The organism is Pandoraea fibrosis (genome assembly GCF_000807775.2).
Taxonomy (GTDB): Bacteria; Pseudomonadota; Gammaproteobacteria; order Burkholderiales; family Burkholderiaceae; genus Pandoraea; species Pandoraea fibrosis.
In genome coordinates, this window is sequence record NZ_CP047385.1 from 4,212,279 (window position 1) to 4,235,281 (window position 23,003).

A 23,003-nucleotide genomic window follows, 5' to 3' on the forward strand; every position below is an offset into this window, starting at 1 on the left:
CTAGTTATGTTCTGCAAAAACTTCAGGAAACCAGCGACAGCAGCGGCGTGAGCATCCAGACGATAAGGTCTCGCCCCCACTGGATGAGCGGCCACAGCCACACACGTCCAAGCACGCCGCTCACCACCAGCGCCATCACGATGAAAAAGCCGTAGGGTTCGACCCGCGAGAGCGTGTAGGCCGCACGCGCCGGCAGCAACGACACGAGGACACGCCCGCCGTCGAGCGGCGGCACGGGGAACAGGTTGAACATGCACATGACGAGGTTCACCAACAGCCCCGCCTGCGCCATCATCATGAAGAACGGCTCGTGAACGCCGGCCACTTGCAGGCCCAGGCCGAACACGGCCCAGAGAATTGCCTGAATGAAGTTGCACAGCGGACCGGCGAGCGCCACCCAGATCGTATCGACGCGCGGGTTGCGCAGGCTGCCGAATGCCACCGGCACCGGCTTCGCGTAGCCGAACAGGAACGCCCCGCTCGTCATGAAGTAAAGCGCCAGCGGCACGAGCACCGTACCGATCGGATCGATGTGCTTGAGGGGATTGAGCGTCACGCGCCCCATCAAAAAGGCGGTCGGATCGCCGAAATGTTTCGCGACGTAGCCGTGCGCGGCCTCGTGCAAGGTGATTGCAAAGAGGACGGGGAGCGCGTAGACCGCAATGGTCTGGATCAGGTCTGCATTCATAGCCGGCTATTGTAACAAGCAGACCCGCGCGCAAGTATTACCGCGCATTGCGAAGCGGATGGGACGTGTCCCGTCACGAGAGTCCGAATGGCGTCAGCGAGCCGCGCCCGCGACGCAACACCTCGGGCGGCGTGACCGTCAGATCGACCACCGTCGACGGCTCTTTCGGACACGCGCCGCCGTCGATCACCAGATCCAGTTGCTTTTCCAGCCGCTCGCGAATCTCTTCCGGGTCGTTCAGCGGCTCGGTTTCGTCCGGCAGAATCAGCGTGGTGGCCAGCAACGGCTGCCCCAGCTCCTCAAGCAACGCGAGCGTAATGGCATGCTCCGGCACACGCAAACCGATGGTCTTTCGCGAGGGATGCGAGAGACGACGCGGCACTTCCTTCGTCGCCTCGAGGATGAAGACGTAAGGGCCCGGTGTGGTCGCCTTGATCAGGCGGTACTGCCGGTTGTCGACGATGGCGAACTCCGCCAGCTCCGACAGATCGCGCACCAGCAGCGACAGCAATTGCTTCTCGTCGAGGCCGCGAATGCGGCGCAAACGATCGACGGCCAGCTTGTCGTCGATATGACAGGCAATCGCGTAGCTCGAATCGGTCGGCAACGCCACAATGCCACCCTTATCGATGATCTGGGCGGCCTGCTTGATGAGTCGTGTCTGGGGATTTTCCGGATGAATCTGGAAGAATTGCGACATAGCGTCCGAAGGTTACTGCCAGCGGCTCCAGACCGGGGTGAGATCGTCGGGCAGCGCAGGCAGCTTACCGAGCAGCGCACGGCTCTCGGTCGGTCCATGGAAATCCGAGCCGCGCGACGCCAGAAAATCGTACTGACGCGCGACATCGGCATACTCGCGATACTGCTCCGGCGTGTGGCTGCCGGTAATCACTTCGATCGCTTCACCGCCCAGTTCGCGGAACTGATCGAACAGTACCCCGAACTCCAGCGGCGAGAATTTATAGCGGCCCGGGTGCGCCACGACGGCAATGCCACCCGCACCACGAATCCATTTCACGGCGTCTTCCAGCGTCGCCCAACGGTGCGGCACATAGCCGGGACGACCTTCCGCAAGATACTTCGCGAACACGTCCGACACCGACGCGCATTTGCCGATCTCCACCAGATAGCGCGCAAAGTGGGTGCGCGAAATCAGATCGGGATTGCCGACGTAGCGCAGCGCCCCTTCGTAGGCGTTCGGAATGCCTGCCGCCGCCAACTGCTCGCTCATTTGCTCGGCTCGTGCCGCGCGTCCGCCGCGCGTCGCCGCAAGGCCGTCGATCAGCGTGGCATTGTCCGGGTCGATGTTCAGCCCGACGATATGCACGGTGCGGTTGGCCCAGGTGATGGAAATCTCCACGCCACTCACATACTGCATGCCAAGCGACTCGGCCGCCGCACGCGCTTCGCGCTGACCGCCGATCTCATCGTGATCCGTCAACGCCCACAGGTCGACGCCGGCCTCGAATGCGACCTGCGCCACTTCAGACGGGGTAAGCGTACCGTCCGAAACCTTGGAATGACAATGAAGATCCGCGTTGAGCATGATGAGCCGCCAGGCTGTGACACGTCCGACACCCCTGACACCGGCGCAAGACGTTGTAATGACGGCCTTATTCTACCGCTCAAGTGCACGCGACGCGAGTTGCCCCGCGCCAGTGCCAGCTTACGCCCGGCAGAAGTCGTCGATCAGCCGGGCCACCGCTTCCGGTTGATCGTGATGCAGCATATGGCCCGCGTCGCTTACGAAGGCCTCCGTCAAATTCGGAAAGACCTCGAAACGCTCGCGGAAGGCCTCCGTGCCGTGCGCCCCGACGAAGTGTCGCAACACTTCCGAATCCGTTGCCTCGACATGCAGCACGGGCGCGCTGACGTTGCTCCATACAGCCTTCGCTTCGTCGAGCCGGTAGGGGTACGGATTGGCGATCTTGTGCGCGGCATCGGCAAGCAAATGCCATTGGCCGTCACGCGCCTGGCGCGCCCACCGCTGCGCCAGCCACACTGCCCGGTCGGGCGTGAGGCGCGGATTCGTCTTGCGCAGTCGGGCCGCCACTTCTTCCAGCGAGCCATACGGACGCAGTGTCGGCACACTCTGCAAATCGTCGAGCCATCGGCCGAGCTGGCGGATCGCCGCGATCGGCTGGGACGGCGGCAGACCGAAGCCCTCCAGATTCACGAGACGTCGCACCCGTGCCGGGCGCACACCGGCATACAGGCAGGCGACGTTCCCGCCCATGCTGTGACCGATCAGGTTGATGGCTTCGCCGGGTTCGGTATAGACGTCGAGCAACGCTTCGAGGTCGGCGAGATAGTCGGGGAACCAGTAGCTGCCGCAACGGCCGTCGGCAACGGGCCAGTCAGTGAGACCGAAGCCGCGCCAGTCGGGCGCGAGCAGGTGCCATTGCTGCGCCAGCGTTTGCGCCACGAACTGGAACGACGCCGACACGTCCATCCACCCATGCAGCAGGAACAGCTTCGGCGCACCGGGCGTGCCCCACTGCCGGACATGATGGCGCAGGCCGCGCACAGTCAGAAATTCGGATCGCGAATCGGTCATGGCGCTGGCAGATAATGAATATCGAAACGATGGAGGAACACCGAGTATATCGGCATCAAAATTGGCCCATGGGTCGCGCAGTCACTCGCCTGCCTGAACTTGAAGGGCCGCGAGTTCATCGTCGTCGAAGCCCGCCGCCCGGCGCGCCTCCAAATTGAACGGCCCTCGCAAACGCGGTGCGCTGTATTGGACGGCCAGCCGCGCGTAGGTCTCGATGGGATCGCATCCGGCTCGCTCGCAACCCCAGCGGTACCAGCGATTGCCGATGGCGACATGCCCGATTTCATCGCGCAGGATGATGTCGAGAATGGCAGCACCGGCGGCGTCGCCCGCGCTGGCCAGCTTGGCCCTGATCGGCGGGCTGGCATCCAATCCGCGCGCTTCCAGCGTGCGCGGCACCAGGGCGAGGCGCGCCAGCCAGTCGCCGGACGTCCTGCGGGCCATCTCCCACAGCCCGTCGTGCGCCGGGAAGCAGCCATAGTCATACGCATCGCCCAGGGTTTTCAGATGCGCCGCAAGCAGCGAGAAGTGATACGCCTCCTCCGCGGCGACCTTCAGCCAGTCGTCGTAATACTCGGCGGGCAGGCCGTCGAAGCGCCACAGGGCGTCGAGCGCAAGATTGATCGCGTTGAATTCGATATGGGCAAGGGCGTGCAGCAACGCGGCACGCCCTTCCACCGACGTGACGGCACGGTGCTTCAGCTCGCGCGGGGAAACCAACCGAGGGCGTGCCGGGCGGCCCGGAATGGCGGCGTCGCACCCTTGCGCCCCGCTCACGCCTTCCTGCGAACCGGCTGAATCCGCAGTTTCAGGCGCCTCGGCCGCCCCGCCCGCTTCAACGACATCGAAGCGGCGCTCCGGATACCAGCGCGCCGTACCGTCGCGCACCGCATCGCGCAGTGCCGTGACGCCCGCGGCCTTCTCGTAGGGATCGCACAGCCGCAGCAAGGCGAGCGCGTGCTCACGGGCGCAGCCGGACACGGCGCCAGCATGGTCGCTCCGGGAGCGATCGGGGAAATTGCCGGAGACGGCGTTGCAGGCGGCATCGCCGCCGGGCGCGGGAGTGAAATCGGCCATGACGTTACAATAGCTATTTCGTCGATTTTAACCGCGAACCGAAGCCGCTATGCCGATCTATAAACTTGGAGACAAGACCCCGCAGATCCACGAGAGTGCTTTCGTGGCCGACACTGCCACCATCATCGGCGAGGTGATTCTCGCTGAAAACAGCAGCGTGTGGCCGGGGGTGGCGATTCGCGGCGACAACGAGCCGATCAAGGTCGGCGTGGGCACCAACGTGCAGGAGGGTGCCGTCCTGCATGCCGATCCGGGCTATCCGCTCACGCTGGCCAATGGCGTGAGCGTCGGCCATCAGGCGATGCTGCACGGCTGCACGGTGGGTGAAAACTCGCTGATCGGCATTCAGGCGGTGCTGCTCAATGGCGCGGTCATCGGCCGCGACAGTCTGGTCGGCGCAGGGGCGCTGGTCACCGAACGCAAGACGTTCCCCGACCGCTCTCTGATTCTGGGCGTGCCCGCCAAGGTCGTGCGCGAGCTGACCGACGAGGAAGTCGCCAACCTCAAACGTAACGCGGACGTCTACGCGACGCGGCGTCAGGTCTTCAAGGAACAACTGGTGCGCATCGGCTGAGCGAACCACCGGCCGCAGCCCGCGCTGACAACCCGGCGCGCAGGCCTGCGCTTGCCGGCGAGTTGAAAATGCGGTGCGCGCCCCCAGATAACGCAACATTGACGCGCCAATCACCGGCTGTTGTGCGAAATCGGGTCCGTTCGTGCGGGTTTCATTCCCGCCCATCGCCCGCCCCACAGACGGCCGTTGCCGCATTTTTCAGGAATTCAACCGTGTCCGATCAACTTCAGAAATTCATGTTCGACGCCGCCCCGGTGCGCGGCGAGTACGTCAGCCTCGACGCCACCTGGCGTGCGGTGCTGGAACGTCACGACTACCCGCTGCCGGTGCGTCACCTGCTCGGCGAAATGATGGCCGCTGCGGCCCTCCTCACCGCCAACGTGAAGTTCGACGGCGCGCTGATTCTGCAATTGCACGGCGACGGCCCCGTCACCATGATCGTGGTCGAATGCAACGCCGACCTGACGATGCGTGCAACGGCGAAGTACAGCGGCGAGATTCCCGAGGATGCGACGCTCAAGTCGCTCGTCAACGTCAACGGCCGCGCGCACTTCGCCATCACGCTCGACCCGCGCGTCAAGCAACCGGGCCAGCAACCCTATCAGGGCATCGTGCCGCTGTCGGACGAGCATGGCCCCCTGCCGGACATGGCGTCGGTGCTCGAGCACTACATGCACCATTCGGAGCAGCTCGACACGCGCCTCTGGCTGGCGTCGGACGAGAATCATGCCGTCGGCATCCTGCTGCAGAAGCTGCCCGGTCACGGGGGCACGGCAGGCGCCGGTGCAGAGCGTGCGCCCGAACTGGACGAAGACACGTGGAATCGCGTCTGCCAACTCGGCAACACGCTCAAGCGCGACGAAATGCTGAGCACCGACCGGGAAACACTGCTGCATCGTCTGTTCTGGGAAGAGACCGTGCGCGTGTTCGAGCCGCAGGTCACGGCGTTCCGTTGCACCTGTTCGCGCGAGCGGGTCGCCAACATGCTGCGCACGCTCGGCGAAGCGGAAGTCATGAGCGTGTTCGACGAGCGTCCGAACGTTGAAGTGGCTTGCGAGTTCTGCCGTCAGACCTATCATTTCGACAAGGTGGACGCGGCGCAGCTCTTCGCCGAGCAGTCGCACGCGGCACCGTCCGGCCAGCACTGATGGACGCCAGGATTTACCGGCGCGCGGAACGCCCCGCGTCGCGGTGAATCTCACGTCGGATAGGGCGTAAGGCCTCAGGCCTTACGCCCACGCTGCCAACCCACGGGGATTCGTTCATGTCGCGACTCACTCCCAATACCCACGCCGCCGGCTCGCTACACGCCCGGAGAATTCGTTCTGTTCGTGCAGTCGTCGGGGCAAGCAGCGCCCTGCTGCTGGCGCTGGTCGCCGGCTGCGCACAACTCCAGATTCCCCCGCCCGACGCGCCCGCCGCCCGACTTCCGCAGGCGCCAGACGCCCCGGCCATGACCGACGCGCAGAAGCAAGACTTGACGCGACTAAACCAGCGCATCTACGACGAGCAGGAAACGACCATCGAGCGCGAGCGTGCGCAGCGCGCACTCGACGACGCCCTGCGCAGCTACAACAGCAATGCTTATTTCTACGGTGGCTGGGGAAGTCCAGGGTGGTACGGCCCGGGTTGGTATGGGCCAGGTGGGTACGGACCCCGCTCGTCGGTTGGCATTGGCTTCGGCTTCTGACCGGTCGGGCGAGATGGAATAAAAAAGGCGTTCCCGAGGGAACGCCTTTTCGTTTTACCGTCTGCGTGCCATGCCAACGGCGATCAGTGATGCTGAGTCTTGTGCGCCGATTGGGCTTTGCCCTTCGCCTGGGACGAGGGTGTAGCGGCCGGCGGCGCGGCCGCGACCGACTTGTGCGCGGGCTCGGTCGACGACACGCGCGGCGCGTCTGCGCCGGATGCCGCCTGCGGCCCCCCGGTGCCGTCCGGTGCGACGAACTGCACGAACACTTCGCCGTCCTTGACCATGCCCAGCTCGAAACGAGCGCGTTCCTCGATCGCCGCCGTGCCTTCCTGCAGATCCTGCACTTCGCCGGCAAGGCGATCGTTACGTTCCTTCAACTGCTCGTTCTTCTGCTGTTCGGCGCTCAACTCGTCGCGCAGTTCGTGCACGTACAACCAACCACCGTGGCCGAACCAGAGCGGATACTGGATCGCTAACAGAAGCAGCACCAGTACCAAGGTCACCATTCGCATGCTTTCGCCTGGCAAGAATTCCGGGAAGTGTGTCTCGACCGGCGTCGCGACTCAGTTTCCCGGGGAAACGGAATTAGCGCAGATTGTAAAACGTTTCCTTGCCCGGATACGAAGCGATATCGCCCAGATCTTCCTCGATGCGAAGCAGCTGGTTGTACTTGGCGATACGGTCGCTACGCGAGAGCGACCCGGTCTTGATCTGACCGGCGTTCGTGCCCACGGCGATGTCGGCGATCGTCGAATCTTCGGTTTCGCCCGAGCGATGCGACACCACGGCCGTGTAACCGGCGCGCTTGGCCATTTCGATGGCGGCGAAGGTCTCGGTGAGCGTACCGATCTGGTTGATCTTGATGAGAATCGAGTTGGCAACGCCTTGCTCGATGCCCTGCTTCAGGATCTTCGTGTTGGTCACGAACAGATCGTCGCCGACCAGTTGCACCTTCTTGCCCAGCTTCTCGGTCAGGATCTTCCAGCCGGCCCAGTCGTCTTCCGACATGCCGTCTTCGATCGAGACGATCGGGAACTTGTCGCACAGGTTGGCGAGGTAGTCGGCGAACTCTTCCGAGGTCAGCGACAGGCCTTCACCGGCCAGTTCGTACTTGCCGTTCTTGAAGAACTCGGTCGACGCGCAATCCAGCGCCAGCAGCACGTCGTCGCCCAGGCGGTAACCTGCATTTTCGACCGCTTGCTGAATGGTCGTCAGGCACTCTTCGTTCGAGGCGAAGTTCGGTGCGAAACCGCCTTCGTCGCCCACCGCCGTGCTCATTCCCTTGTCGGAAATGATCTTCTTGAGCGCATGGAAAATTTCGGCGCCGCAACGCAGGGCTTCACGGAAGCTCGTCTGGCTGACGGGCATCACCATGAATTCCTGAATGTCGAGGCTGTTGTTGGCGTGCGCGCCACCGTTGACGATGTTCATCATCGGCACCGGCATTTGCATGGCGCCCGAACCGCCGAAATAGCGATACAGCGGCAGGCCGGCCTCTTCAGCGGCGGCCTTGGCAACCGCCATCGACACGGCCAGCGTGGCATTCGCGCCGAGGCGCGACTTGTTGTCGGTGCCGTCGAGTTCGATCAGGGTCTTGTCCAGGAAGGCTTGCTCTGCTGCATCCAGGCCCATGATCGCTTCCGAAATCTCGGTATTGATGTGCTCGACTGCCTTTTGCACACCCTTGCCAAGATAGCGATCCTTATCGCCATCGCGCAGTTCGATCGCTTCGCGCGAGCCGGTCGATGCGCCCGACGGCACTGCCGCACGGCCCATCACGCCCGACTCCAGCAGCACGTCGCACTCGACCGTCGGATTGCCGCGCGAGTCCAGCACTTCGCGCCCGATGATATCTACGATTGCACTCATGTATTCCTCGGTAACTGAATGTCAAAAACGCTAAAGGGAACCTGCATCGCGCCGCAGTGGCCCGTCATATGCCGCACGCACGTCGGGCGCATGCGCCGATCCTGACGTGAGCACCGGTGCCGCGCTCGCGCGCACACCGGCCGGACAATACATAGACGGGGGAACAACGGCGCCTCGAAATGAGGCACGGCGGCCTGCGAGACATTCGATGGACGGTGCGCTCGGCGTACGGCACACGGGCATCTCCTCCAGGGCTCGCCCTCGCTGCGGCCACGGATGACCGCTGCGCGACAAGCTTAACGATTCGACGCCGTACTGCCAAGGCGTCGAAGCGCTATACCCGTCCTGTGGGCGTACTGATATTGGCCCCAGGACGGCGTGTCTCATTTCAGTTGAAATTATTTTCCAGAAAATCACCCTGCTTCACCGCCGCGTCAATGGTCTTGAGCGTGGTGAGCAGTTCGCGCATGCGCCCGAGCGGCACGGCGTTCGGGCCGTCCGACAATGCGCAGGCCGGGTCCGGGTGAGTCTCCATGAACAAGCCCGACACACCCACGGCCACGGCGGCACGCGAGAGCACCGGCACGAACTCGCGCTGACCGCCCGAGCTAGTTCCCTGACCGCCCGGCAGTTGCACCGAGTGAGTCGCGTCGAACACGACCGGCGCACCGGTCTCGCGCATGATCGCCAGCGAGCGCATGTCCGAGACCAGATTGTTATAGCCGAACGAGACGCCCCGCTCGCACGCCATGAAAACGTCGTCGGGCAGACCGGCTTCGCGCGCGGCGTCGCGGGCCTTGTCGATGACGTTGATCATGTCGTGCGGTGCGAGAAACTGCCCCTTCTTGATATTCACCGGCTTGCCCGACTGGGCGCAGGCACGGATGAAATCGGTCTGACGACACAGGAACGCGGGCGTTTGCAGCACGTCGACGATGGGCGCGGCCACTGCCACGTCCTCTTCGGTATGCACGTCGGTCAACACCGGCACGCCGAGTTGGCGGCGCACTTCCTCGAGAATCTTCAGGCCAGCCTCACGACCCGGGCCGCGAAACGACTTGCCCGAGCTGCGATTCGCCTTGTCGAACGACGACTTGTAAATGAACGGGATGCCGAGTGCGCTCGTGATTTCCTTGAGCTGCCCTGCGACGTCGATGGTCATTTGCTCCGACTCGACAACGCAGGTGCCTGCGATCAGGAAAAACGGCTTATCCAGGCCAACCTCGAAACCGCACAGTTTCATGGGAACTCCTTGTCTCTCGCTCGCGGCGGCTCAGTCTCAGGCAGCCTTCTTGCGCGCTTGCTGACCTGCCAGCGCCGCTTCAACGTAAGCCTTGAAGAGCGGATGGCCGTCGCGCGGCGTCGAGGTGAATTCCGGGTGGAACTGAACGCCCACAAACCACGGGTGCACCTGCTGCGGCAGTTCCATCATCTCCGGCAGGTTCTCGGTCGGTGTCCGTGCCGAGATCACCATGCCAGCGGCTTCGAGCTGCGGGACGTAGTGGTTGTTGACTTCGTAACGATGGCGGTGACGCTCGTTGACCGTGTCGCCATAGATCCGCGAGGCCAGTGTTTCGGTCTTGATCGGCACGCGCTGCGAGCCCAGGCGCATCGTGCCGCCCAGATCCGAATCTTCGGTACGCTGTTCGATCTTGCCATCGCGATCCTGCCACTCGGTAATGAGGGCGACGACCGGATGCGGCGTCGACGGGTCGAATTCCGTGCTGTTGGCTTCGGCCAGCTTGGCCACGTCACGCGCGAATTCGATCACGGCGAGTTGCATGCCGAGGCAGATGCCCAGATACGGCACGCGGTTCTCGCGAGCGTAGCGGATCGCCTTGATCTTGCCTTCGGTGCCACGGCGACCGAAACCGCCCGGCACGAGAATGGCGTCCAGATGCTTGAGCGCATCCGTGCCATCCTTCTCGATCTGTTCGGAATCGATGTACTCGATGTTCACGCGCGTTTCCGTGTGGATGGCCGCGTGACGCAGCGCTTCGATGAGCGACTTGTACGACTCGGTCAGATCGACGTACTTGCCGACCATACCGATGGTGACATCGTGCTTCGGATTCTCGACGGCGTGCACCAGACGCGTCCACATGGACAGGTCGGCCGGCTTGGCTTCGATCTTCAGTTCGTCGCAGATGATTTTGTCCATGCCCTGGTCATGGAGCATCTGCGGGATCTTGTAGATCGTGTCGACGTCCCAAACCGAGATCACGGCGTCCTGCGGAATATTCGCGAACAACGAAATCTTGGCGCACTCGTCTTCCGGAATCTGACGGTCGGCGCGGCACAGCAGCACGTTCGGCGAAATACCGATTTCGCGCAGCTTCTGCACGCTGTGTTGCGTCGGTTTGGTCTTGAGCTCGCCAGCCGTCGCGATGTACGGCACGAGCGTCAGGTGCACGAAGGCCACGCTGTTGCGGCCCAGGCGCAGGTTCATCTGACGTGCGGCTTCGAGGAACGGCAGCGATTCGATATCGCCGACCGTACCGCCGATTTCGACGATGGCCACGTCCGGATGGCCGTCCCAGGTCGAACGCGCACCGCGCTCGACGAAGGCCTGAATTTCATTGGTGATGTGCGGAATGACCTGAACGGTCTTGCCGAGATACTCGCCACGGCGCTCCTTGCGGATCACCGATTCATAAATCTGGCCCGTCGTGAAGTTGTTCGCACGACGCATCTTGGCGCTGATGAAGCGCTCATAATGGCCCAGATCGAGGTCGGTTTCCGCACCATCCTCAGTGACAAACACCTCGCCGTGCTGAAACGGGCTCATCGTGCCCGGGTCGACGTTGATGTAGGGGTCAAGCTTGAGGAGAGTGACTTTGAGGCCACGTGATTCTAGAATCGCGGCCAGAGATGCGGCAGCAATTCCCTTACCAAGAGAGGAAACCACGCCGCCCGTGACAAAAACGAATTTGGTCATCGCAGTAATTGCTCGCGGGAAAGCCGGATTATACCCGAAAGCCGCCCTGCCCTCGACGTGCGGCGCGGCAAATTTTGGCCTTGACAGGCATCGCGCGCGCCGTCCCGTCACGATCGACGCGCCACGGCGCGAATCTGCCTGCCCCGGCTACCCCGGCACGCGGGCGGGCCGCGCAAACATCATGCAGCAAGCGGGCGGCGATGCTCGCCGCGCAGCTCCGCGAGCATGTCCCGCACAGCGGCGGCCGTCTCCAACGGACGCTCCATCGGGAAGAGATGGGTGCCGGGAACATAACGCAAGTGGGTGCCCACGATGCGGCGCGTCGCGCCGATGCCCGCCTGGCGCAACTCGCGCGATTCGGTACCCGCCAGAAAGCCCACCGGCACCGGCACGCCGCGCAATGCCCGAACGGCGAGCAGCGGCGGCAGCGTCAGGTAGATCCGGTATTCGATTTCACGAGCAAAGGCCAGGCGCCGGGCCTCGCCGTCGCCCGTCGGCAACGTGCCGCAGTCGATATAGTCGCGCAGCACGTCGGGGTCCCAACTGGCGAACGCGGGTTTGCTGGCGAAATGCTGCCACGCCGCCTCCCAGTCAGGCCAGCGATCGCGACGTCGCTTGGTCACACCGGCAGGCGAGAGCCGTTCGTAGAGCCCGGTGAGCAGCCCCAGACGCAGCATCTGCGTGCGCCAGCCCGGCGTGACGATCGGAGAATCGATCATCACCACACCGCGCACGCACTGAGGCGCCTTGAGCGCCGCCATGAGGCTCAGAAAACCGCCGAGCGAATGCCCGACGAGCCAGACCGGTTCCCCGTGATACTGGCGCACGAGCGTGTCGACCAGTTCGTTGCGCAAGTAGCGCCAGCCGGGAGTGACGGGGTAGCGCGGATCGTGACCGATACGGTCGATGGCGCGTACATCGTACTCGTCGGCCAACGCACCGAGCATCTTGCGATAGACACCCGCAGGAAAACCATTGCCGTGCGAAAAATGGATGATGTCTCTTGTCATGGAATGCTTTATGTTGCCGGGTCGTCCCGGCGGGCGTTTTGCCGATGCGCCCCGGAGCGCCATGCTCGCCGCTCCCTCACCCGGCCCGCGCCGTCCGGTCTCCCGGAGCAACGGCTGGAAGACGCGGTGGGAAGATCCGGCCGCGCGGCACTTGCCGGACCATTCTAGCGAACCGTCCGTCGAGTGCCGGTAGAGGTTTCCGTCGAATCTCGAAGGCCACGGCACTACGACGGCAGGTTCAGACATCGGCACCGCCGAGAGGCTCGCTGCCGATTTCCCCTACAGACACTGCATTTGGGGCATCCGGAGCATCGGCGGCACTTACCCTGCTCACGATGCCCGGCTCATCAGACTCGCCCGTTAAGGCAGCGTGCCAGTAGCGCCGGTAATCCGCACGATAGGACTGCACCTCGACCCCGTCTCTCGTGATCGAAAACCGGACGCCCCCATGCGCCACGGTTTGCCAGATGCGGGCACCGGCTGCCCGATAACGCGCGACGACGGCAGGCCTCGGGTGTCCAAACCGATTGCGGTAACCCGTTTGAAACACCGCGTGGTCCGGCGACACGGCGGCCACGAATGCCGCCGTCGAGGAGGTCAGGCTCCCGTGATGCGGCACGAGCAGAATGTCCGAGCGCAAACGCGCGCCGTATCGTGCCAGCATGGCGTGCTCCTGTGGCGCCTCGGCATCCGCCGCAAGTAGCGCGCTGTGCTTGCCGTTCGATACGCGCAGCACACAACTCACGCCGTTCGGCCCGATGCGCCCGTCCCAACCCTCGCGCAACGTCGCCGGGTCCGGGTGCAAGAAGCGGAACGTCACGCCGTCCCACGTCCACTGTTGCCCCGCTAGGCATGTCCGATGCGCCCCTGCGGCCCGGCGTACCCGATGCGTTGCCGGCAGCGAGGAAAATACCTGTGCGTGCGAATACGCCTTCAGTACGCTCAACGCCCCCCCAAAGTGATCGTCGTGGGCATGACTGACGACGAGCCGGTCGAGCCGTCCGACCCCATGCGCTCGCAAATAGGGCACGATCACGCGACGTCCTGCATCGCTGCGCCGGCCCAACGGCGGCCCGGCGTCAAAGAGCAGCGTGCGTGTTGCCGTTTCGACGAGCACGGCGTTGCCTTGTCCGATATCGAGCATGGTGACGCGAAACCCCTCTGCCCCCGGGCGCGGCGACGACGCCAGCCAGGCCGGTGCCATCAACGCAAAGCCCGCAACGCGTATGCCGGCCCGCAAAACCGCGACCTTGCGCCATGCCACGGGCAGCGGCACAAGACACAGGATCACGCCGCCGACTGCCGCCAGTTGCACCCACCCCGGCGCCACAGCAGCACGCCACACCGACCAAGGCAATGCGGCGAGCATGCCAAGCCATTCCGCCAGCCAGACGACAACGCCATGCGCGAACGCCAGGGCCCAGTACGCCAACGTCGCGGGCAGAAGCAGACTCGCCAGCGCCAGTGGCGTCACGATCAATGTCATCACCGGGATGGCCACGGCATTCGCCAGCGGCCCCAGCAACGGCACGGCGCCGAACCATGCAAGCGTCAACGGCACCAGCCCGATCGTGACCGCATACTGGGCGCGCGCCGCTTGCCAGAGGACGGCATATGGCATGGCTCTCTGCGCCGCCTTGCGCCATCGATCGCGACGTCTCGCCGCCAGAACCAGTGCAGCCACGGCACCGAACGAGAGCCACAAGCCCGGCGTGACGACTGCCCACGGATCGAGCGTGACGATGACAGCCAACGCCCACATCAGCACGTAGGATGGCGCAGCAAATCGGCCGCTGAGCAGAGCCAGCACCACAATCGCCACCATACCGACGGCTCGACGTACCGGCACGCCCCACCCCGCCACCGCGCCGTATGCCACGGCAGCAAGCAGACCGGCCACTGCTGCGGCCTTCGGCGCCGGCCACCACAGTGGCAAGCAGAATCGCCGGCCGCACGCCCGTCGCCAGAATGTTCCGACAACCGCCGCGAACACCCCCGCAACGAGCGAAACGTGCAGCCCCGAGATCGCCAGCAGATGGCTCACGCCGGTGTCGGCAAACACCTGCCAGTCGTCATCGGCAATGTCGCCGCGCTCTCCCAGCGCGAGCGCCATCAACACGCCACCGTACCGTGCCGATGGCCCAAGCGCGGTGCGAAAATCGTCACGCAATCGCTCGCGCCAAGCGGCAAATCGATATCCCGGCATGGGCCCGGATTGCACACGCCATGCGCCCCTTGCCGCCAGCGGCCGACGTGCGCCATCGGACGCGTGGACATATCCCGTCGCGCGGATGCCCCGGGCGAGTGCCATCAATTCGGCGTCGAATCCGTGCCAGTTCGCGAAACCTCTCGGCGGCTTCAGGCGCACGGGCAGCCGCCATCGTTCGCCGGCTCGCGGACGTCCGGCGCCCGATGGCACCTCGCTGCGGGGTAACAGACGTTGCGACTGCCCCGCGTCACGATTGCTTTTGCCCGGCTGACGACCGAAAGCGCGCCCCGGCCAAACCAATTCGATGTGCTTCGGCACATGCACCGCGCGGCACCCCGCCAAACCGCCTTCAGCGTGTCGTCGGCTGTCCCGCGCCGCTGGCCCAGCCTCCTGCACGTCCGGCGCGGGCACCACGCACTCGTCAGTCACGAGATATGCATGCTCCACATCGAATGCAAATCGCAGTCCGTCGCCCGTCGGCACGGGCAACGCCGCCACGGTGCCGACCACCATCAGATCCTTCGCCTCAAGCCCGGCAGACAACCGATCGCTCAATCGCGCTTCCGCCCGAAACGCCGCCCACGAATACCCCAGCACACCCGCACAAAGCGCAAGCACCGTCACCGCGCACCGTTGACGCCATCCGGCGCCGGCAGATGCATCCCCTTGGTCAAGGTGAGCGCCGGCCCCCGCCGACGGGACCCCAGCGGCACGTCGGCTTCGCATCACTGCCCAGCAGATGCACGCCGCCAACACGCCCACGACAAGGCCTGTCGCCGCAGCCAACCATTTTTCCGCGGGAAGCGCCGACGCCTGTTGCAACCACCAGACACCTGCGACCCACGCAAGCAGCACCAGTCTCATGACGTCTCCGCGTCATGTCTCAACCACCGCGCGACGCCACAGCGTCAGCGCGCAGGTTCGTTGGCGATCAGGGAAGTGACAACGGCAGGTCCGTCACCGGGCGTCATGGCCATGGCTCCCGGCAGTCGCGGCAACACCCGCCACGCGTTGGCACACGTCGCCTGCGACAACGTGTCTGTCGACACGCCACGCAGCGCCGCCAGCACGCGCGCAATACGGGGAAGCTCCACCGGGCTGTTGCGCTCTTTGTAGCGCCATTCCGGCGCAATATCGGGCGCGTCGGTTTCAAGCACCAGTGCATCGAGCGGCATGTCCACCGCGAGGCGGCGAATCTGCAACGCACGGTCGAACGTCATTTGCCCACCGAACCCGAGACAGAAGCCCCGCTCGACAAACATGTCCGCCTGCTGCCGACTGCCGTTGAAGGCGTGCGCGATGCCGCCGCGCGGCGTGAAGATGCGCAGTTGCTTGAGCAAAGCATCCTGCGAACGGCGCACATGGAGAATGACGGGCAGATCGAAATCGCGTGCGATCTTCAACTGCTCGACATAAAAGAACTGCTGACGCTCGGGGTCCAGCGTCCTGACGAAAAAATCCAGTCCGATTTCGCCAATGCCGACGAAACGCGGATCGCCCATCGCCCGTTCGACCGCACGACGCAACGTGACAATATCCTCGTCGCGCGCCCGTGGCGTGTACAACGGATGAATGCCCAGCGCATAGGCGCCGCCGGCGATGGCCCCTGCGGCAGCGCGCGCCGCATCGAATGTCTCGCATTCGACGGCGGGCACCACGAGCCCCGCCACGCCCGCAGCCGTGGCCTCGGCAATGACAGTTGCACGGTCGGCGTCGAACTCGGCCGCATCGAGATGGCAATGGGTATCGATCCACATGGTCAGGTGTCCTTGAGCGTCAATTCTACGATGACAAGACTCGCACGCCATGCGGTCGATGACCATCGGACAACACCGCGTTACGGTCTAGGACGTTGCCGAAACTGACGCCACCCCGCCAACCGCCGAAAAGCAAAACGCCGGGGATGCCCCCGGCGCTTCGCCAACATCGTCCAACATCGGCGGGCTGGTGCGCCCGCCCCCAGGGCAATCAAGCCGGTTCCAGCACCCCGTCGCGCAGCCGCAATGCGCGGTCGCACCGACGAGCCAGATCGATATCGTGCGTCACAATCACAAAGCTGGTCTTCAGCGTTTCGGACAACTCGAGCATCAGCTCGAACACCGTCTCGGCAGTATGCCCGTCGAGATTGCCGGTCGGCTCGTCGGCCAGCACGCAGGCGGGCTGCGTGACCAATGCCCGCGCCATCGCCACCCGCTGACGCTCGCCCCCCGACAACTCCGACGGACGATGTTTCATGCGCGGCCCCAGCCCGACACGCTCGAGCATCGCCTGCGCCGTTGCGCGCGCCTGCTCCGTCGGCAGACGGCGAATACGCAGCGGCATCGCCACGTTATCGAGCGCCGAGAATTCGGCCAACAGATGGTGAAACTGATAGACGAAGCCCAGCGACTGATTACGTTGCGCCGTCTTGTCGCGCTCTTTGAGCGACGAGAACGGCTTGCCCAGCAGCGACACCTCACCGCGCGACGGATCGTCGAGCCCGCCAAGCACGTGCAGCAGTGTGCTCTTGCCCGACCCCGACGCGCCCACGATCGCCACCTTCTCACCAGGCATAACCTCGAGACTCGCGCCGCTCAGCACCGTTACATTCAATTGGCCTTGCCGGAACGTCTTGTGCAGATCGCGCGCGCGCAGCACCGGGCCGTCGTAGGCGAGGTTCGGCACGGGGGCCAGGGATTGGTTAGCGTCACTCATAGCGCAGGGCCTCCGCCGGCTTGACGCGCGAGGCACGCCAACTCGGGTAAATCGTCGCCAGCGCCGAGAGAATGAAGGAAATCACCCCGATGCGGATCACGTCCGACGATTGCAGATCCGAAGGCAATTCGGAAATGAAATAAATGTCTTGCGGCAGGAAGTGAATGCCAAGCAAGCGCTCGATGAACGGCACGATGGTGCCGATATTAACTGACACCAGACAACCCAACGCCACCCCGAGCAACGCCCCGGCGAAGCCGATGGTCACGCCCTGCACGATGAAGATCTTCATGATCGAGCCGGGCTGTGCACCGAGCGTGCGCAGAATGGCAATGTCCGCATACTTGTCGGTCACCGTCATCACGAGCGACGACACCAGATTGAAGGCCGCCACGGCAATGATGAGCGTCAGGATGATGAACATCATGCGCTTTTCGGTCTGCACGGCGATGAACCAGTTCTTGTTTTGCTGCGTCCAGTCGCGCACCCACATGTTGCCGGTCAGCGTTTTCGCCAACTCGCGTGCCACCAGCGGCGCCTGCTCCATGTCCTGAATTTTCAGACGCACGCCCGTCGGACCATCGAGACGGAACAATGTCTCGGCATCGTGCAGGTCGATGAGTGCCAGCGAACTGTCGTATTCATAGTGCCCCGCCGTGAAGATCGCCACCACGGTGAATTGCTTCACGCGCGGCAGCACCCCGGCAGGCGTGATCGTTCCCTGCGGCGCCACGAGCGTAATCTTGTCGCCGATCGTCACCCCCAGCGCGCGCGCCAGCTCGCGCCCGAGCACGATACCGAAGCTGCCCGGCGTCAGATTGGCCAGCGAGCCCTGCGTGATCTGCTTGCCGAGATCGGACACCTTGGCCTCTTCGCTGGGAACAATGCCGCGCAGCACCACGCCACGCACGTTGTCCTCGCGCGTCAGCATGGCCTGCTCGCCCACGTAGGGGGCGGCGGCAATCACGTTCTTGTTCTGAAGTGCTTCGGCGGCGGTGCGCTGCCAGTCGGGCAGGTTGCCATCGACCGCGAAGACTTCAATGTGCGCCAGCACGGAGAGCATGCGGTCCCGAACTTCCTTCTGAAAGCCGTTCATCACCGAGAGCACCACAATGAGCGCCGCCACGCCCAGCGCAATGCCGGCCATGGAGATGAAGGAAATGAAGGAAATGAAACCGTTGCCGGATGATCGCTTGCCGGTGCGCGTATAGCGCCAGCCGATCTGCCATTCGTATGGGAATTTCAAACGGATTCCTGATTCTTGATAAGGATCGATCGGAGCGTACCGGCGCCGGTCTGCACCGGCGCCCGAGCCCCGCGCCCGGCCCCTGCCTGGCGCGTAGGACGGTACGTTCCGTACCTGACGTCAGGGTCACCCAACTGCCAGCGCGAAGTTTGCCATACAATTCGCCTCGACATGGATACACCTGCCCTGCACTTTCTCTTGCCGTTCGCGCTGCCCGCGTCGGCCCATTTGCCCGCATTGCTGGCCGGATTGGAGTTGCCCGCGCTCGAAAAGTTGCTCGCGCGCGGCGTCCAGTCGGCGCAGGACGTGCCGGAAGACCCGTTTGTCCCCACGCTGCCGCATGAGCGCTGGCTGGCCGACGCCTTTGGCCTGCCGGGCGTGCCCGCGCGCGCGCCGCTGGCGCCGTTCATGCTGCTCGAGGACAGCGGCTCGCTGGACACCCGCTTCTGGTACTGCGCACAGCCCGCGCACATCCACATCGCCACCGATCATCTGGTACTGACGGACCCGGCCGAGCTTGACCTGAGCACCGAGGAATCGGCTGCGCTCTTCGCCACCGCGCACGCACTGTTCGCCGAAGAAGGCGCCGAGTTGATCGCCCCGCGTGCCGATCGCTGGTATCTGAGTGCGCCAGCGCTGGGCGACCTGCTGACGGCGTCGCCCACGCGCGCCGCTGGCCGGAATGTCGATATCTGGCTACCGCAGGGCAAGGCCGAACTGACGTGGCGCAAGTGGCAAAACGAAGTCCAGATGGCCTGGTACGACCACCCCGCCAATCAGGCCCGCGAAGCGCGCCGCCTGCCGCCGGTCAACGCCATCTGGCTGTATGCCGGCGGCCAGCGCATCGCTGCCCCACGTCTGAACCGGCCGTGCGTGACGATTCTGGCCGACGATCCCGCCACGCGCGGGTTGGCGACTCACCTGCAAATCGCCCTGCACGGCACACAAGCCGGTCTGGCCGCAGCAGACGGCCGCACGGTCGTCCAGATCGACACCCTCAAGTCGCATTTCCTCATGGAAGACTGGGCGCGTTGGCGCGACGCCCTCGTCGAGATCGACCGCCATTGGCTGGCCCCTGCGCTGGAGCGCGTGACCAAAGGCCAGGCGCGCGAAGTTGCACTCACCTTGTGCGGGGACAGCCACAGCGTGACGATCCGCTCACGCAGTGGCGACCTGCGCAAATTCTGGCGCCGCCAGTCGCTTGCCACCCGCATGGTGCCGCTCGCACGGCTTGGCGAGGAAGTCGCATGACCGACATCGTGACCCGACATGTCAACGACGCGACGGCCGACGCGCTCTCGCGCGACGGCGTGCACCCGGTGCTCGCCCGTCTGTTCGCCTCGCGGGGCGTGGCCGAGCGCGCAGAAACCGAAACCGCCCTCGCCCGTCTGATTCCGCCCACCCAACTCAAAGGGGCGCACGACGCCGCCGTCTTTCTCGCCGACGCCATCGCCGCCGGCAAACGCATGCTCGTGGTGGCCGACTACGATTGCGACGGCGCCACCGCGTGTGCCGTGGCCGTGCGCGGTTTGCGCATGTTCGGCGCCAAGGTCGAGTATCTGGTGCCGAACCGTTTCGAATATGGCTATGGCCTGACGCCGGAAATCGTGGCACTGGCCGCCCAAGGCAAGCAGGGGCCGCCCGACGTGTTGATTACGGTCGACAACGGTATCGCCAGTCTGGACGGCGTGGCTGCCGCACAAGCGCTCGGCATCGAAGTCGTAGTGACGGATCACCACTTGCCGGGTAACGAATTGCCCAACGCGCGTTGCATCGTCAATCCGAACCAGCCCGGCTGCGAATTCCCAAGCAAGAACCTGGCAGGTGTCGGCGTGATGTTCTACGTTCTGCTCGCCCTTCGCGCCGAATTGCGGACACGCGGCGCGTTCGACACGCGCGAACAGCCACGTCTCGACGCACTGCTCGATCTGGTCGCGCTGGGCACGGTGGCAGACGTCGTCAAGCTCGACGCCAACAACCGCATTCTGGTCGCGCAAGGACTGTCGCGGATGCGCGCGGGTCGCATGCATCCGGGTATCAACGCGCTCTTTCGCGCCGCTGCCCGTAACGCCCGGCAAGCCGGCAGCTTCGATCTGGGCTTTGGTCTGGGGCCGCGTCTGAACGCCGCCGGACGTCTCGCCGACATGTCGCTCGGCATCGAATGCCTGCTCACGGATGACGACGGGCGCGCGTGGACCCTCGCGCAAGAACTCGATGCGATGAATCGCGAGCGCCGCGAAATCGAGGCCGGGATGCAACAGGAAGCGCTGGCCGATCTGGCACGCTTCGACCCTCGCGCCGCCACGACGCTCTGCGCATTCAATGAGACGTGGCATCAGGGCGTGATCGGAATCGTGGCCGCGCGCCTCAAGGAGAAGTTTTATCGTCCGACCATCGTGTTCGCCCCCGGCGACGATGGTCAGATCAAAGGCTCCGGCCGCTCGATCCCGGGTTTCCACCTGCGCGACGCCCTCGACCTCGTCACCAAACGCGAACCGGGTCTGATCGCCAAGTTCGGCGGTCACGCGATGGCGGCGGGCCTCACGATTGCCGCCGACGCCCTGCCGCGCTTTCAGGCGGCATTCGAAGCGGTCGGACAAGCGTGGCTCGACGAGAAGGCCCTGTCGCGCGTGATCGAAACCGATGGCGATATCGGCGACGAATGTTTTGTGCCGCCGTTCGTCGCCCTGCTCGATGCGCAGGTATGGGGACAGGGATTCCCGCCGCCGGTGTTCTCGGGCGAGTTCGACGTGCTCTCGCAAGCCATCCTCAAGGACAAGCATCTGAAGCTGCAACTCGGTCGTGGACGTATGCGCTTCAATGCCATCTGGTTCAATCACGCCGACACGCTGCCAAGCCGCGCGCGGTTCGCGTATCGATTGGCGGCGGACACCTTCAATGGCGTGTCACGCGTGCAGATGATCGTGGAACACGCGCAGGCCTGATACGCCACGCACAGCGACGGTGTCCACGCCGTATCGGCCAGGCACCGTCGCATTGTCCGCGACATCGGACATGCCGACGTTGGGCGAGACAATTACGTGGGCTGCGCTTCGGCGACGTACTCGTGCATCACCCGCAGGAAGGCTTCGCGCGCAGGATGCACATCGACGCCGCGATGGCGAACGAAGAAGTTCGGTACGGCCGCCAGGTCCTCCATCGCGTGACCCACGATATTCGCCTCTTGCCGGTACCGTTGATAGATGCCGCGCGGCACAAGCGAATAACCGACGCCTGCGCCGACGCACGCCACGATGGTCGCGTAGCTGCCATAGCTCAGAATGCGCCCCGGCGTGACGGCGTTCGCCGCCAGCCATTGCTCCATCGTGGCGCGATACGGGCAGCCCGGTGGCCACATCAGCAGCGTGGCCCCTGACAGATCCGAGGCTTCGCGCACCTGCCCCGCCCTCGCCGGGGCCACCAGCACGATCGGCTCGCGATAGACCTCGTCCGACACGACAACTGTCTGCGCCTGCGCTTCAAGACACGCCGTCCCCGCAATCAGCGCCGCGTCTACGCGACCGTGCTGGATCTCGTCGAGCAGGTTGAGCGACGTGTCCGTCACCAGATTCAGACGCACTTTCGGGTACGCCGCGTGAAACCGCGCCAGCACCGCCGGCAAGCGCGACGTGGCCGACGACTCGATCGCCCCCAGCGAAAAGTCGCCAGACGGCTCGCTTGCCGGATTGAGCGCCGCGCTGGCTTCTCGCGAGAGCGCCAGAATCCGGTCGGCGTAGCCGAGCAGCGTGCGTCCGCTGGGCGTGAGTTGCAGGCGCCGCCCCTGCCGGTGAAAGAGCTTCACCCCCACCGTGTGCTCGAGCGCCCGGATGCGGGCCGTCACGTTCGACTGGACGCAGTGCAGCGCTTCGGCCGCGCCAAGCACGCTGCCCTCGTCGACGATGGCCTTGAAGGTCTGAAGTTGCAGAAAGTCCATGAGCGTCTCCCGGGGCGGGTCGCGGATCCCAGATATCGGATCGCAGGAAGGAAAATTCGAATCGGGCAATGACTCGGGGAATGTTAAGCGACGAGCGGCAACACTTCAATAATAGTGAACAGAATGGCCTCAACATTTCACTTTTTTAGTGCAACGGAAAGACATAAGCTTCGGGTTATCCCTAGTGCGACGTCTGCCATGGCATCCCGCCTCCGGCCAGTTCGCCGCCACTCCCGAAGGAAGTCACATCATGTTCCGCCCTCTGTCCGCCGCAGCCCACCTCCCTACCCGCGCCCCGGTGGTTGCCGCGCCGGTCACGCCGCTTGGCCTGTTCTTCCGCGCCATGGATCAATGGCGCCGGCATTACGAGCAGACGCTCCAGACGGAAGCCCTGGCGTCGTTCGACGACACCTCGCTCGCCGATGCCGGTTACACCCGTGACGCCTTCGGCCTGCGTCACGTTGCACGCTGATCGATCCCTGAAATGTAGGGGGAATGGGGGCTTCGCTGCGCT

At 64.4% G+C, this 23,003-nt stretch carries 21 protein-coding genes; 6 read left to right on the plus strand and 15 right to left on the minus strand.

Translation table 11 applies throughout. The annotated features are described in order from the left end of the window. Nucleotides 1-22 precede the first annotated feature (22 nt). The 5 genes from PI93_RS18560 to PI93_RS18580 all read right to left on the minus strand — a co-directional run bounded on the left by PI93_RS18560 (nt 23) and on the right by PI93_RS18580 (nt 4,322). Nucleotides 23-688 (minus strand): site-2 protease family protein, encoded by a 666-nt coding sequence (locus tag PI93_RS18560; RefSeq protein WP_039373648.1) that lies wholly within the window; start codon nt 686-688, stop codon nt 23-25. Nucleotides 689-761: 73 nt separating this feature from the next. Beyond that, nucleotides 762-1,388, minus strand: coding sequence for an L-threonylcarbamoyladenylate synthase (locus PI93_RS18565; RefSeq protein WP_039373649.1), 627 nt, complete (start codon nt 1,386-1,388; stop codon nt 762-764). 12 nt (nt 1,389-1,400) lie between these two features. After that, nucleotides 1,401-2,234: a 3',5'-nucleoside bisphosphate phosphatase gene (locus tag PI93_RS18570; RefSeq protein ID WP_039373650.1), complete on the minus strand. Its 834-nt coding sequence runs from the start codon at nt 2,232-2,234 to the stop codon at nt 1,401-1,403. 120 nt (nt 2,235-2,354) lie between these two features. Next, nucleotides 2,355-3,245, minus strand: a complete 891-nt coding sequence (locus PI93_RS18575) for an alpha/beta fold hydrolase (RefSeq protein WP_039373652.1) — start codon at nt 3,243-3,245, stop codon at nt 2,355-2,357. 81 nt (nt 3,246-3,326) lie between these two features. Then, on the minus strand, nt 3,327-4,322 hold the full coding sequence (locus PI93_RS18580) for a ferritin-like domain-containing protein (protein ID WP_080759362.1): 996 nt from the start codon (nt 4,320-4,322) through the stop codon (nt 3,327-3,329). A gap of 49 nt (nt 4,323-4,371) precedes the next feature. On the opposite strand from PI93_RS18580, the gene PI93_RS18585 reads away from it, so the two are divergent. The 3 genes from PI93_RS18585 (at nt 4,372) to PI93_RS18595 (ending at nt 6,586) form a co-directional block, all read left to right on the plus strand. Beyond that, a complete protein-coding gene (locus PI93_RS18585; protein ID WP_039373653.1) occupies nt 4,372-4,896 on the plus strand; it encodes a gamma carbonic anhydrase family protein in 525 nt (174 codons plus the stop codon). A 212-nt stretch (nt 4,897-5,108) separates the two neighbouring features. Then, a complete protein-coding gene (gene hslO, locus PI93_RS18590; protein ID WP_039373654.1) occupies nt 5,109-6,044 on the plus strand; it encodes an Hsp33 family molecular chaperone HslO in 936 nt (311 codons plus the stop codon). 116 nt (nt 6,045-6,160) lie between these two features. Beyond that, on the plus strand, nt 6,161-6,586 hold the full coding sequence (locus tag PI93_RS18595; protein ID WP_158453309.1) for a hypothetical protein: 426 nt from the start codon (nt 6,161-6,163) through the stop codon (nt 6,584-6,586). Between the two features lie 83 nt (nt 6,587-6,669). Here PI93_RS18595 and ftsB read toward each other — a convergent pair whose 3' ends face one another. The 9 genes from ftsB to PI93_RS18640 form a co-directional block, all read right to left on the minus strand. Beyond that, nucleotides 6,670-7,101 (minus strand): cell division protein FtsB, encoded by a 432-nt coding sequence (gene ftsB, locus PI93_RS25015; RefSeq protein ID WP_039373658.1) that lies wholly within the window; start codon nt 7,099-7,101, stop codon nt 6,670-6,672. Between the two features lie 73 nt (nt 7,102-7,174). Continuing rightward, nucleotides 7,175-8,458, minus strand: a complete 1,284-nt coding sequence (gene eno, locus PI93_RS18605; protein ID WP_039373660.1) for a phosphopyruvate hydratase — start codon at nt 8,456-8,458, stop codon at nt 7,175-7,177. A 388-nt stretch (nt 8,459-8,846) separates the two neighbouring features. Beyond that, nucleotides 8,847-9,701: a 3-deoxy-8-phosphooctulonate synthase gene (gene kdsA, locus PI93_RS18610; protein WP_039373662.1), complete on the minus strand. Its 855-nt coding sequence runs from the start codon at nt 9,699-9,701 to the stop codon at nt 8,847-8,849. A 36-nt stretch (nt 9,702-9,737) separates the two neighbouring features. Continuing rightward, nucleotides 9,738-11,396, minus strand: coding sequence for a CTP synthase (locus tag PI93_RS18615; protein WP_039373664.1), 1,659 nt, complete (start codon nt 11,394-11,396; stop codon nt 9,738-9,740). 179 nt (nt 11,397-11,575) lie between these two features. After that, nucleotides 11,576-12,406, minus strand: a complete 831-nt coding sequence (locus PI93_RS18620) for an alpha/beta fold hydrolase (RefSeq protein WP_039373665.1) — start codon at nt 12,404-12,406, stop codon at nt 11,576-11,578. Nucleotides 12,407-12,644: 238 nt separating this feature from the next. After that, complete coding sequence (locus PI93_RS18625) at nt 12,645-15,479, minus strand: DNA internalization-related competence protein ComEC/Rec2 (protein ID WP_052240914.1); 2,835 nt, start codon at nt 15,477-15,479, stop codon at nt 12,645-12,647. A gap of 44 nt (nt 15,480-15,523) precedes the next feature. Further along, nucleotides 15,524-16,372, minus strand: coding sequence for a TatD family hydrolase (locus PI93_RS18630; protein WP_039373666.1), 849 nt, complete (start codon nt 16,370-16,372; stop codon nt 15,524-15,526). A gap of 211 nt (nt 16,373-16,583) precedes the next feature. Continuing rightward, nucleotides 16,584-17,309: a lipoprotein-releasing ABC transporter ATP-binding protein LolD gene (gene lolD, locus PI93_RS18635; RefSeq protein ID WP_052240915.1), complete on the minus strand. Its 726-nt coding sequence runs from the start codon at nt 17,307-17,309 to the stop codon at nt 16,584-16,586. Beyond that, the gene (locus PI93_RS18640) at nt 17,302-18,555 is read right to left on the minus strand and encodes a lipoprotein-releasing ABC transporter permease subunit (protein WP_039373668.1); all 1,254 of its coding nucleotides are present in this window, start codon (nt 18,553-18,555) and stop codon (nt 17,302-17,304) included. The genes lolD and PI93_RS18640 overlap by 8 nt, the downstream gene beginning before the upstream one ends. Nucleotides 18,556-18,726: 171 nt before the next feature. Between PI93_RS18640 and PI93_RS18645 the strand changes: the two genes are divergently transcribed. Further along, nucleotides 18,727-19,806, plus strand: coding sequence for a hypothetical protein (locus tag PI93_RS18645; protein ID WP_052240916.1), 1,080 nt, complete (start codon nt 18,727-18,729; stop codon nt 19,804-19,806). Then, nucleotides 19,803-21,500, plus strand: a complete 1,698-nt coding sequence (gene recJ / locus PI93_RS18650; RefSeq protein ID WP_039373669.1) for a single-stranded-DNA-specific exonuclease RecJ — start codon at nt 19,803-19,805, stop codon at nt 21,498-21,500. Before PI93_RS18645 ends, recJ begins: the two co-directional genes overlap by 4 nt. 92 nt (nt 21,501-21,592) lie before the next feature. Here the strand turns inward: recJ and PI93_RS18655 are convergent, their stop codons facing one another. Further along, nucleotides 21,593-22,489, minus strand: a complete 897-nt coding sequence (locus tag PI93_RS18655) for a LysR family transcriptional regulator (protein ID WP_039373670.1) — start codon at nt 22,487-22,489, stop codon at nt 21,593-21,595. Between the two features lie 250 nt (nt 22,490-22,739). Here PI93_RS18655 and PI93_RS18660 point away from each other — a divergent pair, with 250 nt between their 5' ends. Continuing rightward, entirely contained in the window at nt 22,740-22,961 is a 222-nt protein-coding gene (locus tag PI93_RS18660) for a hypothetical protein (RefSeq protein ID WP_039373671.1), read from the plus strand. Nucleotides 22,962-23,003 lie beyond the last annotated feature (42 nt).

Bases quoted from the DNA above. Each gene is read 5' to 3' on its own strand.
- kdsA (WP_039373662.1), bottom strand. From the start codon at position 9,701: ATGAAACTGTGCGGTTTCGAGGTTGGCCTGGATAAGCCGTTTTTCCTG.
- PI93_RS18580 (WP_080759362.1), bottom strand. From the start codon at position 4,322: ATGGCCGATTTCACTCCCGCGCCCGGCGGCGATGCCGCCTGCAACGCC.
- PI93_RS18630 (WP_039373666.1), bottom strand. From the start codon at position 16,372: ATGTGGATCGATACCCATTGCCATCTCGATGCGGCCGAGTTCGACGCC.
- PI93_RS18620 (WP_039373665.1), bottom strand. From the start codon at position 12,406: ATGACAAGAGACATCATCCATTTTTCGCACGGCAATGGTTTTCCTGCG.
- PI93_RS18655 (WP_039373670.1), bottom strand. From the start codon at position 22,489: ATGGACTTTCTGCAACTTCAGACCTTCAAGGCCATCGTCGACGAGGGC.
- PI93_RS18575 (WP_039373652.1), bottom strand. From the start codon at position 3,245: ATGACCGATTCGCGATCCGAATTTCTGACTGTGCGCGGCCTGCGCCAT.
- PI93_RS18645 (WP_052240916.1), top strand. From the start codon at position 18,727: ATGGATACACCTGCCCTGCACTTTCTCTTGCCGTTCGCGCTGCCCGCG.
- recJ (WP_039373669.1), top strand. From the start codon at position 19,803: ATGACCGACATCGTGACCCGACATGTCAACGACGCGACGGCCGACGCG.
- PI93_RS18615 (WP_039373664.1), bottom strand. From the start codon at position 11,396: ATGACCAAATTCGTTTTTGTCACGGGCGGCGTGGTTTCCTCTCTTGGT.
- lolD (WP_052240915.1), bottom strand. From the start codon at position 17,309: ATGAGTGACGCTAACCAATCCCTGGCCCCCGTGCCGAACCTCGCCTAC.
- eno (WP_039373660.1), bottom strand. From the start codon at position 8,458: ATGAGTGCAATCGTAGATATCATCGGGCGCGAAGTGCTGGACTCGCGC.
- PI93_RS18595 (WP_158453309.1), top strand. From the start codon at position 6,161: ATGTCGCGACTCACTCCCAATACCCACGCCGCCGGCTCGCTACACGCC.
- PI93_RS18570 (WP_039373650.1), bottom strand. From the start codon at position 2,234: ATGCTCAACGCGGATCTTCATTGTCATTCCAAGGTTTCGGACGGTACG.
- PI93_RS18565 (WP_039373649.1), bottom strand. From the start codon at position 1,388: ATGTCGCAATTCTTCCAGATTCATCCGGAAAATCCCCAGACACGACTC.
- PI93_RS18625 (WP_052240914.1), bottom strand. From the start codon at position 15,479: ATGAGACTGGTGCTGCTTGCGTGGGTCGCAGGTGTCTGGTGGTTGCAA.
- ftsB (WP_039373658.1), bottom strand. From the start codon at position 7,101: ATGCGAATGGTGACCTTGGTACTGGTGCTGCTTCTGTTAGCGATCCAG.
- PI93_RS18660 (WP_039373671.1), top strand. From the start codon at position 22,740: ATGTTCCGCCCTCTGTCCGCCGCAGCCCACCTCCCTACCCGCGCCCCG.
- PI93_RS18585 (WP_039373653.1), top strand. From the start codon at position 4,372: ATGCCGATCTATAAACTTGGAGACAAGACCCCGCAGATCCACGAGAGT.
- PI93_RS18560 (WP_039373648.1), bottom strand. From the start codon at position 688: ATGAATGCAGACCTGATCCAGACCATTGCGGTCTACGCGCTCCCCGTC.